This window comes from Alcaligenes sp. SORT26 (genome assembly GCF_017377875.1).
GTDB lineage: Bacteria > Pseudomonadota > Gammaproteobacteria > Burkholderiales > Burkholderiaceae_B > Alcaligenes > Alcaligenes parafaecalis.
This window is the reverse complement of the sequence record NZ_CP070975.1, coordinates 1,158,653-1,176,764: the sequence shown is the minus strand read 5'-3', so window position 1 is coordinate 1,176,764 and position 18,112 is coordinate 1,158,653. Positions and strand designations below refer to the sequence as shown.

The window sequence follows — 18,112 nt, the reverse complement described above, 5'->3', positions numbered from 1 at the left end:
TAGCGATGCACGCCATGAGCACTTTTCTGTCTTCACCCGCATTGGTACAGGGATTAACCGGCGAGCTATCGTAGCGACTATGAGCTTATCCCATTCACTTCCCATTCCTGATGATCCCCATGACGCCGCCGCGTTCTGGTTTGCGCGCGTGCGAGGTGGTTTGATGCAGGAGGGGGATCAGACGCTGCTTAACACATGGCGCGAGCAGGATCCGCGTCATGCGCAGGCTTATCAAGACATGGAAGCCATGTGGTCGATTGCGCAGGTAACACCGGATGCCGCTTTCAAGGCACGCTTGGCACAGAACACTCGCCCTCGGACACCGCAATGGGGGCGCAGAGCGTTTATCGCAGGTTTGGGAAGTGCCTGTGCGGCGGCAGCGGGAGTCGCTGTTCTGGGGCCGCAGCGTTGGCTGGAAAGTGAGCAGTATGCCCAGCGTTATGTCAGCCGCAAGGGCGAACGTCTTGAGCAGACCTTGCCGGATGGATCGCTGATCAGTCTGAATACCGACAGCGCGGTGCACGTTTCCTTCTATCAGTCCGAGCGCCGTGTCGTGCTGGAAAAAGGGGAGGCTTTCTTCCAGGTACGCTCCGAGCCAGATCGGCCTTTTAATGTCGATGCGGGTCAGGCTGTGATACGGGTGACGGGCACTCGTTTTAACGTGCGGCGGGAGATGGACACGGTTGATGTGGCGGTTGAATCCGGTTCGGTGCGCGTAGAGAGTGGACCCTGGTGGAACAGCGTCCATTACAAGCTGGCAGGGGAGCAGGGTGTGCGCCTGGGCAGCGGTCAACAAGCGTCCGTGCAGTCACGAAATATGGTGCAGGCTTTGGCCTGGCGTCAGGGTCGAGCCATTTTCGATGCCGAGCCACTGGAATATATCGTGGCCGAGCTCAATCGCTACAAGGAGCCAGGCATTGTGCTGCATAGCCCATCCTTGCGCGGGTTGCGAGTGACAGGTGTCTTCAATGTGAATGACCCCCAGGCTTTTCTGGAAGTCCTGCCCTCATTGGCACCCGTGGTGATTGTGCAAGGGCCAGATGGCCGATGGGGTATTGCGGCTCGTTAGACCTCATACTCCCTGAAAGATACAATTTCTTTCAATTTAAGAACGAGAATCGTTACGGGGTTTGCTCCTGATTGACTCTTATGGGGGAAGGGACGGTTTTGCGTCTCTGATTGCCTTTGGCCAAAGGGCTTGTCGCTTTGTGCGTCGCTTTCCTTATAACGAGTACTACGGTGTATCCACAGAACACAAATAAACGATGGCCTTTTTTTGCCTTACGTCCGGTGCAGGGCGTAGGGCTCAGCGTATTGGCACTGGCCTTGTCGTTCAGCCCTTTGGAGCAGGTGGTCGCGCAGGATGTGCCTGTGCTGTCGATCTCCATTCCGGCTCAATCCCTGAATCAGGCTTTGCTGGAGTTGGGACAGCAGGCAGATATCCAAATCTATTATTTGCCCGATACCGTCAGTGGCTTGCAGGCAGCGCCCGTTAGTGGGCGCATGACGCCGCAGCAAGCCATGCAAAGTTTGCTGAAGGGAACAGGAGTGCAGGCCAGTTGGAGGGGGAGAACAGTTTCCTTGACCCGCCCCAGTCATGATGACACCACGCAATTGGCTCCGATCACGGTCACGGCCAATACGGGCCTGGCCACAGAAGGGAGCGGCTCCTATGTCGCGATGGGGCCGTCGACATCGGCCAGCGGACTGGAGCTCTCGCTGCGTGAAACACCGCAGTCGATGACCGTCATTACGCATCAAAAAATCGAGGACAAGAATTACCGGGCTCTGGATGAGTCCTTGCGTGATGCTCCGGGGATTGTGGCCGTGCAAGGCAATGGCGATTCGCGCTGGGAGTATCTGGCGCGTGGTCACAGCATTTCCAATATTCAGTACGACGGCATCACGACGTCCACTCAAAGCTATTCGCGCGATATTCTGGCCGATGATGATTTGGCCATGTATGACCGGGTGGAGATTGTGCGGGGGGCCACGGGCTTGCTGGAAGGGTCTGGCAACCCGTCAGCATCCGTGAATCTGATCCGCAAAAGACCGACTTCGACACCTCAGTATTCGGCCCGCGTGACGGCCTCATCATGGGAGAATGCGCGTGGCGTGGTGGACCTGTCCAATGCGCTCAATGAGTCCGGCACTGTGCGTGGCCGTGCGGTCATTGTGGCCGGAGGTGGCAAACTTTACCGGGACTACAACCGCCAGAAGGAACAACTGTTCTATGGCGTGGTGGACGTGGACCTTACGCCCGCCACCACCCTGAGCCTGGGTTTGTCACGGCAGCGGCAACATAACGACGGCTATAGCTGGGGAGGATTTCCGACCCGTGCAGATGGCTCGTTTTACGACTTGTCGCCTCATGATTTTCTGGGCAGCGACTGGGAGTATCTGGATCGCCGTCAGACAACGCTGTATGCAGACCTGGGGCATCGGTTTGACAACGGTTGGGTCATGAAAGCCCTGACTCGCGCGGCGTGGGCCGAGTCCGATTACGTTGCGAGCTACCCCTGGTATACCGGCGGCGCACTGCGCAAATTTACTCAAAGCGTGGATATGCGTGACAAGCATTACGCGTTCAACGTCAATGCAAATGGTCCCCTGACGCTGTTCGGGCGTGATCATGATTTTTCTATCGGGATCAATGCCAACAAGGAAAATGAGCGGGTGGATGGCAGTTCCGCCGCCAACATTCCGCTTGATCCGGAGAACTGGAATCCCACATCGCAGGCCAAGCCGACCTTTGGTCTGAATCCCTACTATGTAGATGAGAACAAGGAAGAACTGGGACTCTATGCCTCTGCACGCTTTGATATCGCGGACCCATTGAAACTCATACTGGGTGGTCGTGTGAGCTGGTTCAAGTCCAAGTCGCAATACTATAAAACGGACTATTCGGCGGATGCCGAGTTTGTGCCCTATGTTGGCCTGGTGTACGACTTGAATGACACCTACTCGGTCTATGCAAGCCATACCGGCATTTTCAAGCCGCAAAGTTATTACGACATCAACGGCTCCTTGCTGGACCCGGTGAAAGGTACGAATCAGGAGCTGGGTTTGAAGGGCGAGTTTCTGGACAAACGCCTGAATGCATCGATCGCGCTGTTTCAGTTGGAGCAGTTGAATCTGCCCACGCAGGTAGCTGGTGTGACGTACTGCAATCCTGCTGTGCTGTATTGCTACGAGGCGGCAGAGAAAGTGCGCACGCGTGGCGTGGAACTTGAGGTGGCCGGTGCCGTGACCGATCGCTGGAACGTCAGTGCAGGCTATACCTACGCACGCTCTGAATATGCGTCGGGTACCAGAAAGGGTGAGATGTACAACGAACGAAGCAGCCCGGAAAGCATGGTGAAGATCTTCAGTACATACCGACTGGGCGGTGCCCTGGATGGCCTGACCCTGGGTGGCGGCGTGCGCTGGCAAAGCAAGGTGTTCTACAAGGGATCAAATTTCCGCATCGAGCAGCCTGGCTACGCCATTGTTGATCTCTTGGCCAGATACGACTTCAACCGCAATACATCCGTGCAGTTGAATATCGATAACCTGAGCAACAAGCAGTACTACTCAAAGATCGGCTCCAGCATCAGCACCGGCAATTACCTGGGCAAACCTCGCCAGGTCTTGCTGACAGTCAGTCATCGGTTCTGAGTTTGTATCTGTCATTTTTCCTGGCCGTTTCCGCCAGGGGTGTTTTCAAAAAGGTTTGTATGTCCAAGAAATTTACTTATTTAACGCGCAGCAAGCGTTCCATTCTTGTTGCCGCGCTGCCCTTGTTTTTGCTGACTGGTGTGTCTCATGCGGCACCCACGCCAGTAGCGGCGACTGCTGCCGTATCTACTCCGGTGTCAGAGGCCGTCCTGCAACGGGAAGTTGCGCCGGGAATTTACGAGCTGGTGTACAGCCCGGCCTCCAAGGCCGTGTTTGTGGCGAGTACGGAGGAGTTGACCAGCAAGGGAGGCGGCTCGATTTATCAGCTGGATCCAGTCAGCCTGGCCGTACAGAAAAAGATTGATCTGCCATTCAAGCCATTTGCGCTGGCCTTGGATGCGCGTACCAACACGCTCTATGCCGGTCATACCCGGGATGGCGCTGTTTCAGCTATTGATGCTTCAACGGGTACGCTCAAGGGAACCTTGCATCATGGCGTCAAAGATGCCAAGGGCGAGCCGGTGCATACACGCCAGATCGTGGTGGATGAAGCTGCTAATCAGGTCATCGTCAGTGGTGTGACAGATCTTGGTTTTATCTGGGTTATTGACGGCAAGACCTTCTCGACAAACCGTATTCTGCGCGACCTTGAAGCGCCCACGGCAGGTTTGACTCTGGATGCGGCGAATCATAAATTGCTGGCTAGTGGCACGGCGGCCTATGCAGTGTTCGACACGAATAGTTGGGAACTGATCGGCGAAAACCGCATCCCGGAGAAGCTGTCGCCTAGCGATATCAGACGACGTTTTCTGGTCAATACCGTCCTGGACAGCAAGAGTGAACGCTTGTTTGCCAATCAGCTTAATAACAGTGAAGGCACCTTGGTGTTTGACCTGAAAACGGGTGCCATCTTGCACAAAATCCCCACGGGATATATGCCGGTGGGGATACGCTATAACCCGATTCGCAATGAAGTGTATGTAGCCAGCCGAGGCAGTGGAACGCTGAGTGTTATCGACGCTAGCAGCTATGCCATCAAACATACTATTACGCTGCCTGTGCATCCCAACACGATTTCCGTGACGCCTGACGGTCAGCAGCTTTATGTCAGTGTGAAGCAGCCATTTGCAAAAAAAGGGGAGCCGGAGCCTGTTGATCAGGTGGCTCGTATTGATCTGCAGGCCTTGTGACGCTGACAGTGCCAAGTGTTGTATGAAGTAGTCGCATAGACCGTAGCCGGACAAGCCCATCCGGCTCGGTTTTTGCGAATATTCTGGCGCGCTGCCAAGGGGCAGACTATGAACTGACTTTTGGGAGATTCCAATGAGACAGTTCATCAGGCGGCAGCGCGGCCAGGGCATGGTCGAGTATTTGATTATTGTGGCTTTGGTCGCGGTAGCGGCCATCGCCGTTTACCAGTCTTTTGGTCAGGTGATTCGTAACCAGACTGCCGCCATGGCCAAGGAACTGGCGGGCGAGGATGGCTCCGAGCAGACTCAACAAGCCCAATCAGCGGCTTCTGCGGCAGCCGCTCAAGGCAGTGCCAAGAGCCTAAAATCTTTTACGGGCAATGCGCAATGAGGCAGCCCGATCATCATCAAGACGGGGCTGCGTTGGCCTGGGGCCTGATTGCGCTGGCGCTCCTGTCTGTCGCCTGGGGCGGCTACTTTCATGTGAACCAGATTGCAGAGCAACAAGGGCGCTTGTCTTTGGTGCTGGATGCGGCGGCCTATGGGGCGGCAACCGAGCAGGCCCGTACGCTGAATCTGCTGGCGTATATCAATCGGGCGCAGCTCGGGCATCAACTGGCGCTGGGTCATTTGCTGACTTTGGCAACGTGGGACAGGGCTGCCCAGACACAGTCAGGTCAGGCTCGTCGAGCCAACCCTCCCGCTCATCTGGTCGCCATGATGTTTGGTTCGGCGCATGGCCTGGCGTATACCCAGGCGCGTTCTGCCGGAGACAATCAAGAGGCATTGGAGCAGGCCTTTCAGGGGCATCAGCAGGTGATTCATGGGGTGCTGGCCCAAGCACAACAGCAATTGGTGCAGGGCTTGCCGCAACGTCGACACGCCATTATTCAAGCGACTCTGGAGGGCAGTTTGCCAGACTGGCCGGTTCAAGCCCTGAACTGGCAGATTGAACAGGATAGTTGGCCGCAGTTTCTGCTTTTGCAGTCCGGGAAACAGCAGTGGCAACCTGGACTGGAACATCTGGTGTCTTTGTATGGTTTTCTGGCCCCGCGAGATTACGAGGCTCGCTCTTATCCGGGAGTCGACAGGCGCTGTCCCTTGTGGCGTCATCGCTTACGCCGCTCTGGTCGTACCGAGTTTGATACCACGGGTCGCTGGCATTCCACCGATACGCAGTCCATGCATATGGTGCGATCCAACCGTTGGATAGGTTGCTACTTCCGTGAATACGCGATGGCCTGGGCCTTGCAGACCCCCGCACAGACTTCAGGCATTGAAGCCCCAGACGACTTTTCAGGGCAGAGCTTCTGGAAATGGGCTATGGAGCAGGGGAATGGCTCTTTGTTGTCGGCCCAGGGTAATACCGTGGCGCATTCCTGGGCGCGACGTGATGCCCGGCCCTGGAGCCAAAGAGCCTGGGTGGATGGCTATGCTCTGGCTGATCCAGAGCAGCGTGCTGGCCCGGATTTAGTCCTGAGTTTGCAGGCAAACGGTCATTTAGGGCAGACCGTCCATACCCGTGCGGCGGCTCAATCTTTTTTCTCTTTACCGCCTGATAGTCCCCAGTCCGATGAGACCCGGCCGAGCTTGTTTCTGCCTTTCTGGCAGGCACGCCTGATGGATGCAGGGAGCCGCCGATCATGACACAGCGACAAGTGGGGATGGCTCTGGTGGAGGCCTGTTTGCTGGGCGTGGTACTGGGTCTGATAGTTATGGCGGGCCGCTGGCTGATGCAGCAGCAGTATCGCTTGCAGCAAATGCAGCAAAGCACGCATTTGACGCTGTTCATGCATGACGCTCAAGGCAAACCTCAGGCATCTGTGTTCAGTCCTGCGCCCGGTTTGGAGCCAGTTCGTTTTGTGGAGTCCGACACCTCTGCTGCCCAGTCTTTGCAGTGGGAGCTGTTGAGCCTGCAGAGTGGGTCCTGGACGGCACAGTCGCGCGTTTCTGTACCCTGGCCTCGCTGGTTAAGCGCCTTGTCCAAGCGCACGCAGCTTCATCGGCAATCACAATTGTGGGCCGGTGCAGGGCAAGCGGCGAGCACCCAGCAAACCCGGCAGCGTCTGGAAAGCAGTGCTACCGCGTGGGAAAAGGCGGCATCATCCAGCCACTCAGCCGCCCGCGAGACGGTACGGCAAGCCAGGCCTTTGGATAGCGCGTGGGGGAGAACCCAGCCTGATCTGGACTGGTTGGGGCGATGGCAGGACTTCGTGCCTGATCAGCTTAACAAGGGGGCCTTATGAAGTCGTTGCTCGCTTTGTTGTTGATGACCTTGCTGATGCTTAGCCCCGTCCCTGCCAAGACGCAGAGTTTGTCCGAACCGATAAAAGATCCTCAGATCAGTTGGGATCAAGGCCAGATTACACAGACGGATGTGGGGCCGGTCCATTCCTGGGCTTTGAGTACAGAGCTGGGCCCGCAAGCCTTGTCCTCGCGTTTGGAGCCTTTTTGTGGTGCCAGCTTTGGCGCCATGAGGCTGGAGGAGCAATGGGTGTTTTTGAGCGCAAAAGATAGCAAGAACTGCGTTTTATGGCTGGATAGTGTGCAGGCCCAGCCTCGTTCAGGATTGTTGAGTATGGCCGAGCAAAGTCAGCGGATGAGTCCGTCTTTAAACCTGGCTGAAGCACCTGTTTCAGGTCCCGTGTTATGGCAACACGAACAGCCGGGGCAGGCACAAAGCTGGTTGCTCATCGCGGAATCGGGCTGGCAAGAGGCCTTGCGTCGCGAGGCTTGGGGATCTGAAGCGGGCGAGCGCTTTTGGCGTAGGGGTCCAGCCGAACTGGATGTGATGGAACTGGAGTATGGGCAGGAGCGCTACTTGCTGCTGATTTGCCGTGCTTGTGAAAAGGAGGCCTCATGATTCGTGCAAAATTCTTATGGCTATGTCGCCATCCGACGGTGGGATTTGGGGTTTTGGCCTTGTTGGCGGGAGGGATGGCGGCAGGGACGAGCAGTCGCTATCTGGACCGCCAGGAAGAGGCTTTGCGACAGGCTGCGCACCGCGTGCAATTGGACAGGGTCGTGGCTGCGTCCAGTTTGGCGGCAGGAACCGTGCTTCAAGCTGAACATTTGGCGGCCCGTGCTTATCCCGCAGACCTGGTCCCTAGCGATAGCTGGGATGCGGCCCAGTTTGAAAGCTTGGTCGGGCAGATAGTGAGCCAGCCGTTGCGTGCGGGAGATTTGATCAGCAAGGCCCACGTGCAGGAAGCCAGCAGTCCCTTTTCGCAGCAATTGCTTTCTGGTCGACGGGCTTTAACCGTACCGGTGGATGCCATCAGCTCGGTATCGGGTCTGATCCGGCCTGGGGATCTGATTGATATTTATGTCAGCTTTGATGACAGGCAAAGACGGGTGACAGCCCCGTTATTGCAGTCTGTTCTGGTGCTGGCGACAGGTCAGAAATCGGGTGAAGGCACGGTATCGAATCGTCTCGATAAAGAAGCCTACAACACGCTCACGCTGGACGTAGGCCCCGATGATGCCTTGAAACTGCTGGCCGCCAGACAGCATGGTCGCATCAGTGCCTTGCTGCGCAATCCTGATGATCACACCCCTCATCAGGCGGCAGTGCGTGGTGAGCTGGCCGATATCCTGGGTTTGGGACAGGGTGGGGCGCCCAGACAGCCCGTGCAGGTCCTGTACGGTAACCGGCCAGGTGGGCAGATCAGCCCGGCGGAGCAGGAACGTCTGGGGTGGCTGGCGATGCCTGACAGTTTGTCAGTGGGGCAACAGCCATGAGCAGAACGATTCATTGGCAACACAGAGCCGCCTTCAGCGTGCTGTCCAGCACCTTGTTCGGTCTTGGCATGCCCAGTCATGCTCAGGGCTTAAGTTTGCAGGTCGGTGAATTGATGGTGTTGCCCGAAACTCAGGTTGAACGCGTAGCGGTTGGCGATGGCGAGATTGTTCATGCGGTCACCACCGAATCAGGGGAGCTGATTCTCTTTGCGCGCAAGACAGGCAGCACGGTGGTGCAGGTCTGGTCCAGTTCTGGGCAAAGCCAGTCTTATCAGATAGAGGTATCACCCGAACATCACCGGCAGACACTGGCTGAGTTAAGAAGTTTGCTGGAGCGTATTCCTGAACTGCGTATCAGTGAACTAGGCGGAAAACTGGTGTTGGAAGGTGAGGGTTTAAGCGATCAGGACAAGCAAAGAATTCAGGCTCTGAGCCAGGAGCATCCCCAGTTATTGGACTTTACCCAGCAGGACGGTTGGGAGCCTATGGTCTTGCTGGATGTGCAGGTTGTGGAAGTGCCACGTAACAGCTTGCGGGAGCTGGGTGTGCGTTGGGATGGCAGCTCTCAGGGAGGCTTGAGTATGGGCGGTGGCTGGGATGCCGCAACGCATCAGTTTCTGGAGCGTCCCGGTGAAGCGGTCTTGCCCTTGGCATTTCCGGCCCGTCAGGGGGCGGCTTTCTTTGGTGTTGGAGCCTTGATGTCCGCCCGTGTTCAGGCCATGGCGCAGGAAGGTCATGCCGTCGTACTCGCGCAGCCGCAGTTATTGGCACGCAGCGGGTCGCAGGCGGAGTTCCTGGCTGGGGGCGAGCTGCCCTACACCACCACGGATGACAAAGGAAACAGCAAGACCAGTTTCAAGCCCTATGGCGTATCACTGCGCATCGTGCCCAGAGTGGAGCGGGGCGGACTGGTGCGTTCACAGATCGAGGTAGAGGTCAGTTCCGTGGATGCCAGCCTGTCTCAACCAGCCGGGCCATCCTTGAAAACACGCCGGGCCTCTACCGAATTCAATGTGCGTTCAGGGCAGACCCTGGTGCTGGCCGGGTTTATTTCAAGAGAGGAGTCCCGTCATGTAGACCGCTTGCCGGGTCTGGCCAGCTTGCCGGTGCTGGGGGCCTTGTTTCGTTCAGAACGCTTTGCCAGACAGGAAACAGAACTGGCGGTATTTGTGACGCCTACCTTGGTAGCTGCCGAGCATCCCGACTTGCTGGCCCGGCAGGCAAATGCAGCACAGTGGCTGGATCAGACCTTCCCCGATGCCCCGCGCCTGAATACACCGGTGCGTCCTGCGCCTAAGGGGGCTGGGGTATGGCATGGCAATCGTTCTCAATGGGTAGAGCCAGACAGCGAGGTATTTCGTGTTGAACCTTGAGCTTGAATCAGAGTTGGGGACGACGCGTCCTTGGTCAGTCCATTTGCCCGCCCTGATAGGACGCGATCCGGCTTGCGATGTCGTCTTGCCGTCCTGGCGAATTGCGCGTCAGCACGCGAGCCTGCTGGAGCGCGCCGGGGCCGTGTATATACAGGATCATGGCTCGCTGACCGGCGTGCAACTTAATGGCAAACGGGTCTATGACGATGGCCCCTTGCGTCAGGGGGATGTGCTGGCTTTGGGCGGTTTCAAGTTGCGTATTGCTGGTTTTGGGCAGACCTCCTCATTTCAGACGGAAGCCGATGCTCAGAAGCCGATGGCAGGTGTTGGGGGCAATGGAGCTTTGATCTTGGAAGAACCTGTGCGGACGGTAGCGCGTGATGGTCACGCACCGCTTCCTGATCAGGAGCCTATGCCGTCTTCCAATAGTGACTTGTTCAGGCAAGAACAACAGCGCCTGCACCATGCCTTGCTCAGTGCCTTGGAGCTGCAGCGCCGGGACTTGTCCAGGGTGACGGACAAACAATTGGAACAGGAGGCTTTTGATTGCCTGGGGCGTTTGATTCAGGCGCAGTGTGCTGTACCTGAGCATGAACGTGCCAGATTGCAGGCTAGTGTCTGTGCGGAGGCCGTGGGTCTTGGCCCTTTGGAGCCATTATTGGCGGACGCTTCAGTGTCGGAAATCATGGTTAATCACTACGACCGGGTTTTTGTGGAGCAGGCGGGGCGATTGCAGGCCCATCCCTTGGCCTTCAGTAGTGAAACCGCTTTGCGGGCCATTATTGATCGTATCTTGGCGCCCTTGGGCAGAAGGCTGGATATCAGCTCGCCTGCTGTAGATGGGCGTTTGGCGGATGGTTCACGTTTTCATGCGGTCTTGTCACCTATCGCGGTCAAGGGAACCTGCGTGACCATACGCAAATTCCCCAAACGACGCTTGGGCTTGGAGGACTTGCTGCAGACGGGTAGCTTGTCTCCCGAGATGGCTCGCTTTCTGCAACAGGCAGTACAGGGGCGCTGCAATATCCTGGTCTCGGGCGGGACGGGCACAGGTAAAACCACCTTGCTGAATGTGCTCAGTACCTGCATTGATTCGGGAGAGCGCATTGTGACCCTGGAGGATGCAGCCGAATTGCAGTTGCAGCACAGCAATTGGGTGGCCTTGGAGTCTCGGCCTGCCAATGCAGAGGGTCAGGGACAGGTGGATATACGGAGCCTGTTGCGACAAGCCCTACGCATGCGGCCCGACCGGATTGTGGTCGGAGAATGTCGGGGGGCGGAGGCCTTCGATATGTTGTCCGCCATGAATACAGGCCACGAAGGATCGATGGGGACCTTGCATGCGAACACCCCACGTGATGCCTTGTCGCGCCTGGAGGGCATGGTCTTGATGGCGGGTCTGGATTTGCCTTTGCTGGTCGTGCGGGAGCATATCGCACGGGCTTTGCACATTATTGTGCAACTGAGTCGTTTGCCCGATGGCAAGCGTTTGGTTCACGAGGTTGTGGAAGTAACGGGTATAGAAGCACAGCGTATTCAATTGCAGACTCTGTACAGTTACCGCCCGGAGTTTGGTTTTACGGCCAGCGGTTTGAGGTCTGAGTATGTCTCTCCATCAGAGGGGCAGTCATGAAGTTTCTTAGTATTTTGCTGACCGTCTTTGGTACCACGGCGCTAGCGTATCTTTTATTGCGCTTGGGGCAGCGTCTTGCCACACGCTACAGGCAGCAATTGCTTCAGCAGTCCGAGCAGAGCCTGCAATCGCATTTTGTGTTTGTGCGCAGTCAGTATCTTGCCTTTGGTGCCTGGGCCGTGCTGCCTCTGGTCTTTCTGGTGGCGTGGTGGCTGATTCATTCTTTGTGGCTAGCTGTACTTATCGCATTGATTGCTGCCGTGACGCCTTTGGTAATTTTGCGCTGGATGGGGCGGCGACGCCTGGAAGCCTTGCGACGACAATTGCCAGATTTTGTCTTGTCCCTGGCCTTGAGTCTGCAGGCGGGGCTGGCTTTGCAAGCGGCCTTGCAGCAGCTAGCCCAATCGTTGCCTGCGCCTTTAGGGCAAGAGTTGCGTTTGTTGTTGCGCCAGCAGCGCTTGGGTTTGAATGCCAAAGACTCCTACCAGGACTTGTTGGAGCGTGTGCCGGTGTCGGAGTTGGCCATGTTCGTCAGTGCCATGCAGATGGGGCAGAGCACGGGGGCGGGGCTGGGTGAGCGTTTGAAAATACTGGCACAAACGATACGCGCCCGTCTGACCATCGAGGAAAAGATTGTTGCCTTGACGGCTCAAGCTCGCTTGCAGGCCAGAATCATGTTCTGTTTGCCGGTTTTTGTGGCGGGAGCGTTGTATCTGCTGGATGCCACTGCATTTGAACAAGCCTGGCTCAACACAGTAGGCGTGTGGGTGGCAGGAGGCATTGTCGCCATGCTGATGATGGGGCTGTGGTGGATGCAGGTAATTTTGCGAGGAGAGGCGTGACTATGCAGGCCTTAATTTGGTCACTTTCTGCCTTGAGCGCCGCCCTGTTTCTGATCGCCTGTTTATGGGCTTGGCGGGGAAGGTATCTGCTGTTGCTGCAAGGTGGCAGCAGCCTGAAACAGGCTGCCTGGCAGGCGTGGGAAGCGCCATTTTCCAGAGTCTTGAATGTCTGCCTGTCTTTTCCTTTTGTGCATGACTGGCCGGAACGCTTATGGGGCTCGTATGCGAACGAGATACGGGTTTTTCTTAGTAAACGTGTGGCCTTGACCGCCTTGTTCACAAGCCTGGCAGGGGTCTTTCTGCTCAGTCAGGGAGCAGCACTGGTCGATATCGCTGGCCTGATCACAACCGGTTTTTTGTTGAGTCTCTTGCAGGCCATCTCGCGAGGTAGAAAACTGCAGCGTCAGCATCACGCCCGTTGTCGTCGGGATTTACCGTTTTTTCTGGATTTATTAGTGCTGGCCGTCGAGTCCGGCTTGGGGCTGCAACAGGCCTGGGCTCGTGCGATGGAGGCTGTGCCACAAGGAAGTTTGCTGCTCAGCCTGAGCAAGGTGCAGGGAGAGGTTCGGGCAGGACGACGCTTGCCACAAGCCATGCGTAATGTCGCTTTGACCTTCAGGCAGGCGGAACTGGAGGAGTTGGCTTTGTCTTTGGAGCTGGCTCAGGACACCGGTTTGTCCTTGGCCTTGCTTTTGCGATCTCAAGCGGAAAAACTGCGTGCTCATCTGCATTTGGAGGCGGAGCAAAGAGCACTCAAGTTGCCTGTGTATTTGTTGGCGCCTTTGGTCGTGTGCATTTTTCCCTGCACGTTTCTGGTGATTGCCATGAGTCTGTTAGGCCCCTGGTTGGCAGGCGGAGGCTAGGGTGGAGCCGATATCAACCTTGACCAAACAGCCGCTGCAAAAGACGCTACAGCAGGCGCAGCCCCTGTATTTATTCGATGCCAATACTTTCTGGGCCCGTTGGCGTGGCTGGAAGGCATTGCCGCAGAGCAGGGATTTTGCAACAGCGGTGTGGCTGCGGCCATGCCGAGCGGTTCATTTATGGGGAATGCGACAGGCTCTGGATATCTGCTTTCTGGATGAACGTGATCAGCCCTTGAGGTTTTGTCTGGCTGTCTCGCCAGGAAAGGCTCGTTGGCATAGAAAAGCCAGATCGGTGTTGGAAGCGCCGCGGGGCTATCTGTCCGGGCCGGAGCAGTTTGCTCCTTGGGCGGTGGCCTTGCAGGAAGTACGGAAAACCAAAGGGGGCGGGGCGATAGCGTTACATATCTGTGCATCGAAATGAGAATTATTGTTATTATTGCGAGTTCCACGATTTTATTACCCTGTATTTACCATGTCTCGCCCACCCACGCCCAAGAAAGGCTGGCTTGCTCACTACAGCAAGCTGGTGGGGTCATGGACGCGCAAATCCAGCAATCGGCAGGATGCCGAAGACGCGCTTCAGGATGTGGCATTGAAGATGCTGGAGCAGGATACGGCGGTATTGCGTGACCATGAGCATTACTATTTTCAGCGTGCTGTCTCGAACCGTGCCATCAGTATTTATCGCGCTGAACAGGTGCGCCAGACGCAATCGCTGGATGCCTTGCCGGAAGAACATCATCCGACTGCATCCAGTTCCCATGATTGGTATGAGGCCGATGAAATGGCGCGCAGCATGTTGGCTGCCTTGAACGATCTTCCCCAGGCTTGCCAGATCGCCTTTCAATTACGTCAGGTCGAGGGCTTGTCCAATGCCGAAATCGCCGAGAAGATGGGGGTTTCTCGTAATATGGTCGAACGCTATATGATGCGTACCTTGCGCCATCTACAAGATCAGTTACATAAAAATGCTCACTAGTCGTTCAGGAGATCTGCGTCCTCAAGCGTCTTGTCTTATAAGAGGGCAGGTTTTGCCCTGGCCCTGGAGGGCAGACGATCATGACTGACAGGATAGATCCGGCTAGCTTGACCGACCCGCGTGACCAGGCGGCGTACTGGTACGAGCGCATGCATTCGGACGATGTCACGCAGCCAGAGCATGCGGCCTTTGAACAGTGGTGTCAGGCTGATCCAGGCAATGAACAGCACTACCAGCAGGTCCAGCATATTTGGAGCATGGCGGCCGCGCTGCCTAAAAGTGAAGTGCAAAAGCTTGGCAGGGCGTCAGGGCCTGCAGTGGATCGCAGACCATCACGGCGCGCATTCTGGAGCTATGGCCTGGGACTTGCCTGTGTGGCGGCATTGACGGTTGCCGTTCTTGACCCCATGCATTGGCGTGCTGTCCCCGAGTATCAGGCGCAATTTGCCACCGCTCATGGAGAGCGGCGCGAGATTGTTCTGCCAGACGATTCCACACTGCTACTCAATACCGATACAAGCGTGACAGTTGCGCTTTATGGACATCAGCGCACGGTTCGTCTGGAGCAGGGAGAAGTGTTTTTCCAGGTGGATGGCACGCAAGGCACGCCCTTTGTGGTCGAGATGGAGAGTGGCGCTGTCCGAGTGACGGGCACGCAATTTAATGTGCGCCGTATCGACCAGGCATTTTCAGTCGATGTCTTGCAGGGCTCCGTTGAAGTGAGCGCGGGCCCCTGGTGGCGTCGGCAAGTCGCAAAGCTGCGGCCAGGCGATGTGGCGCGTGTCTCCAAACCCGATCATCTGAGCGCGGGCAAAGGCAAGGATGTTGAAAACTCCGTGGCCTGGCGTGAGGGCAAGGTGGTTTTCCGGGGTACGTCACTGGCCACGGCTATTGAGGAGCTGAATCGTTACAGCACTCAACGTCTGGTGGTGCCCGATCCTCAGATTGCTGGCTTGCAGGTCTCCGGCGTATTCAATATCGACGACCCGGCTTCTTTTCTGGCTGCCTTGCCACATATCGTGCCGGTGAATGTGCAGCCGCGTCCGGACGGTACGGCGGTAGACATTCTGGCCCGCTAGTTCTTTCTGCGTCTGTCCCTATCTGAAGCCATAGGACGCGGGCCTCATTCCCTTTCTTTTTTTGCTGATCAGTGTGGCGTACCTTGCTACGCGCATCGGTGTGTGCGCGTGTTGGATGAAATGTAATTTTCTGTAGTTGCAAATAGTTTCAATTTAGATTTGGGTTTCCATTCAGGAGCAGACGGTAGCAAAGCGCTTTACTCATGAAGGTGCCGCGTCGTGGACGGGCACTTGCCGTATCCAGGCAATCTACCTTTGGCAACCGGGCCGAACAGGCCCCAGCAGTCTTTTTCTTGAAGGATGAACCGAATCATGGGCAACCGTCCATTCCGCTCCACCAGCAGACGGCTGGCTTCCCGCTCTGCCTTGTGCCTCAATTTGACGGCGATGGCCGTGATGGGAGCGTTTTCCTTGAGTCTGCCCATGAATGTGCATGCTCAGGAAGTGGCTGTACAAATCAGGCTTCCAGCGCAGTCGCTGGACGATTCATTGATTCAGTTGGGGCGACAGACTGATCTGCAGTTTTTCTACACCCCGCAAGTGGTGGCAGGTATCCAGGCTCCTGCGGTACAGGGCACGATGGCACCCGAGCAGGCCTTGCAGCGTCTGTTGCAAGGGACTGTCGTGCAGTACCGACGGGAGGGCAAAAATGTCATGCTGTCGCGCGTGTCTGAGGTCACTGAATTAGCACCGGTCAGGGTGGTGGGTAATCTGGAAGCGACCACGGAAGGCACAGGCTCTTATGCGGCTGATTCCGTCACCTTGTTCAGGGGCGTGACATCCCTGAGAGAAATTCCCCAATCTGTATCGGTGATGACGCGTCAGCAGATTGAAGACAGGGGGTGGACCACATCCGCTGATGCGCTACGGCAAGTGACCGGGGTGACGCTGTCAGGCTATGAAGGCCAGGAATCCCCCAGCATTCGCGGTTTTTCCGCAAATATCCAGGCGGATGGCGTACCGATACAAAGTAGCTACACGGGAGGCACGGGCAATAACACGATCGCACAATACGATCGCATCGAAGTCTTGCGCGGGCCTTCCGCCTTGTTGTCGGGAACCGGGGAGCCTGGGGGCACGGTCAATTACGTCCGTAAGCGGCCACTTAAAGAGTTCGGCATGTCGGGCGCACTGCGTGCAGGGTCTTGGCAGCATGGGGGAGTGGACCTGGATGTTAGTGCTCCTTTGACGGAAGACGGGCGACTGCGTGCGCGCGGTGTCTTGTCTCATGATGACAAGAAGACCTTTTATGAGACTTGGTTCAATCGCTATACCTTGATTTACGGTGCGCTTGAGTATGACCTGACACCTCACACCACGCTGGGTCTGACGGGCACCTATGGTTATCAGAAAAATATCGTGAACTGGGGCTTGCCACGCTACATGAATGACGAGCTGCCCGGCCGTGATGCGTATGTAGGTTCAGACAAGCCGTCGACCCGAAAGAGTCCGGAGTTTTCAGCCGATTTGACTCACCGTTTTGAGAATGGCTGGGAAACCAAGTTGACTTATAACTACGGCAAAGTGGATACCGAGGCTTATTCTTTTTTCAATACGCGGATTGATGAGAAGACGGGTTTGTCCAAGGGCGGTGACGCCGGTTATTTGGACGAGTCCCGTATCTATCAGGGTGGCGACATCAGTGCGACTGGCCCGTTCGAGCTGTTTGGGCAAACGCATGAGTTGACCCTTGGCTACAACATTACCGAACGTGATTACCGTTCCGGTCAGGCCTATACCGCTGCGGCCCCCCATTACGTGCTGGATGATCACAGCAGCTACGAGTTCGGCTCACCCACTAGCCGTAGCCAGACCGTCACTCAGCAGTCGGGTTTGTATACCGCCGCCCGTTTTAGTCTCACCGATGATTTCAGGCTGATTCTGGGCGGTCGCTGGACGGATTATTCCAGCAAAAGCCGGACGACTTGGCCTGCGCAAACGAGCTGGAACACCAGCAATGCGAAGGTTAATAATGAGTTCACTCCTTATGGCGGTCTGGTCTGGGATTTTCATCCAGATATGACCTGGTACGCCAGTTATGCGGATACGTTCGTCCCGCAAAGCAATTTTGATTATTCGGGCAATATCCTCAAACCACGCGTAGGCTGGCAGGCCGAAACGGGCCTTAAAAGCGAGTTCATGGATGGTCGCCTGAAAGCCACCCTGGCCTTGTTCTATCTGGAGGACAAGAACCGCTCCATGGTGGACAACGAGCATATCGGTTGTGGTGGTTCAGCGGCAGGCACCTGCTACCAGAGTGCCGGCAAAGTGGAAAGCAAGGGCGTAGAACTGGAGGTCACCGGCAACCCCACGCCCGAGTGGGATATCAGCGCCAGCTACACCTGGAATCGCTCCAAGATTGTTAAAGACACCAACCAGGCCAATCTGGGTGCTCCGGTCAATGCGGCCGTGCCTGTGCATATGTTCAAGCTGTGGACCCAGTATCGTTTCAACAACAAGGTGCTGGATGGTGCCTTGCAAGGTTGGACTGTGGGTACTGGCCTGAATGTGCAAAGTGATACCTACAACGGCATCTACACCCAGGGCGGCTACGCCACGGTAGCCGCCAAAATTGGCTATCAGATCAATTCGCACTGGAACGTGGATCTGCTGGTCGACAACGTGTTCGACCGTACCTATTTGCGTCAGGTCGGATCTGCGGGGTTCAGCACTTTTTACGGTGCGCCACGCAACGTCATGCTGAATCTGCGCTGGAAGTATTAATCGCCGCAGATTCCACATTCATCACTAG

The 18,112-nt window shown here is 56.4% G+C and carries 15 protein-coding genes; all 15 read left to right on the top strand.

What is annotated here, in order from left to right; genetic code table 11:
* The first annotated feature begins 79 nt into the window (after nucleotides 1–79).
* Nucleotides 80–1,069: a FecR domain-containing protein gene (locus JYG33_RS05505; RefSeq protein ID WP_207875016.1), complete on the top strand. Its 990-nt coding sequence runs from the start codon at nucleotides 80–82 to the stop codon at nucleotides 1,067–1,069.
* Between the two features lie 257 nt (nucleotides 1,070–1,326).
* Nucleotides 1,327–3,657, top strand: coding sequence for a TonB-dependent receptor (locus JYG33_RS05500; protein WP_207875015.1), 2,331 nt, complete (start codon nucleotides 1,327–1,329; stop codon nucleotides 3,655–3,657).
* 59 nt (nucleotides 3,658–3,716) lie between these two features.
* A complete protein-coding gene (locus tag JYG33_RS05495; protein ID WP_207875014.1) occupies nucleotides 3,717–4,847 on the top strand; it encodes a YncE family protein in 1,131 nt (376 codons plus the stop codon).
* Between the two features lie 133 nt (nucleotides 4,848–4,980).
* Nucleotides 4,981–5,238 carry a hypothetical protein gene (locus JYG33_RS05490; RefSeq protein WP_009462197.1) on the top strand — a complete coding sequence of 86 codons (258 nt, stop codon included), beginning with the start codon at nucleotides 4,981–4,983 and terminating at the stop codon, nucleotides 5,236–5,238.
* Nucleotides 5,235–6,494, top strand: coding sequence for a hypothetical protein (locus JYG33_RS05485; protein WP_207875013.1), 1,260 nt, complete (start codon nucleotides 5,235–5,237; stop codon nucleotides 6,492–6,494). The genes JYG33_RS05490 and JYG33_RS05485 overlap by 4 nt, the downstream gene beginning before the upstream one ends.
* Nucleotides 6,491–7,093 carry a pilus assembly protein TadE gene (locus tag JYG33_RS05480; RefSeq protein ID WP_207875012.1) on the top strand — a complete coding sequence of 201 codons (603 nt, stop codon included), beginning with the start codon at nucleotides 6,491–6,493 and terminating at the stop codon, nucleotides 7,091–7,093. Before JYG33_RS05485 ends, JYG33_RS05480 begins: the two co-directional genes overlap by 4 nt.
* Nucleotides 7,090–7,710 (top strand): hypothetical protein, encoded by a 621-nt coding sequence (locus tag JYG33_RS05475; RefSeq protein ID WP_207875011.1) that lies wholly within the window; start codon nucleotides 7,090–7,092, stop codon nucleotides 7,708–7,710. The genes JYG33_RS05480 and JYG33_RS05475 overlap by 4 nt, the downstream gene beginning before the upstream one ends.
* Nucleotides 7,707–8,588, top strand: coding sequence for a Flp pilus assembly protein CpaB (cpaB, locus tag JYG33_RS05470; RefSeq protein ID WP_207875010.1), 882 nt, complete (start codon nucleotides 7,707–7,709; stop codon nucleotides 8,586–8,588). The genes JYG33_RS05475 and cpaB overlap by 4 nt, the downstream gene beginning before the upstream one ends.
* Nucleotides 8,585–9,961, top strand: coding sequence for a pilus assembly protein N-terminal domain-containing protein (locus tag JYG33_RS05465; protein ID WP_243430283.1), 1,377 nt, complete (start codon nucleotides 8,585–8,587; stop codon nucleotides 9,959–9,961). The genes cpaB and JYG33_RS05465 overlap by 4 nt, the downstream gene beginning before the upstream one ends.
* Nucleotides 9,948–11,594, top strand: a complete 1,647-nt coding sequence (locus JYG33_RS05460) for an ATPase, T2SS/T4P/T4SS family (RefSeq protein WP_243430282.1) — start codon at nucleotides 9,948–9,950, stop codon at nucleotides 11,592–11,594. Before JYG33_RS05465 ends, JYG33_RS05460 begins: the two co-directional genes overlap by 14 nt.
* Nucleotides 11,591–12,436 carry a type II secretion system F family protein gene (locus JYG33_RS05455; protein ID WP_207875008.1) on the top strand — a complete coding sequence of 282 codons (846 nt, stop codon included), beginning with the start codon at nucleotides 11,591–11,593 and terminating at the stop codon, nucleotides 12,434–12,436. Before JYG33_RS05460 ends, JYG33_RS05455 begins: the two co-directional genes overlap by 4 nt.
* Nucleotides 12,437–12,438: 2 nt before the next feature.
* Nucleotides 12,439–13,299, top strand: a complete 861-nt coding sequence (locus JYG33_RS05450) for a type II secretion system F family protein (RefSeq protein ID WP_243430281.1) — start codon at nucleotides 12,439–12,441, stop codon at nucleotides 13,297–13,299.
* A 475-nt stretch (nucleotides 13,300–13,774) separates the two neighbouring features.
* Nucleotides 13,775–14,281, top strand: coding sequence for a sigma-70 family RNA polymerase sigma factor (locus JYG33_RS05445; RefSeq protein ID WP_207875006.1), 507 nt, complete (start codon nucleotides 13,775–13,777; stop codon nucleotides 14,279–14,281).
* A gap of 80 nt (nucleotides 14,282–14,361) precedes the next feature.
* Nucleotides 14,362–15,360, top strand: a complete 999-nt coding sequence (locus JYG33_RS05440; protein ID WP_207875005.1) for a FecR family protein — start codon at nucleotides 14,362–14,364, stop codon at nucleotides 15,358–15,360.
* A 312-nt stretch (nucleotides 15,361–15,672) separates the two neighbouring features.
* Complete coding sequence (locus tag JYG33_RS05435) at nucleotides 15,673–18,084, top strand: TonB-dependent receptor (RefSeq protein ID WP_207875004.1); 2,412 nt, start codon at nucleotides 15,673–15,675, stop codon at nucleotides 18,082–18,084.
* The last annotated feature ends 28 nt before the right edge of the window (nucleotides 18,085–18,112 follow it).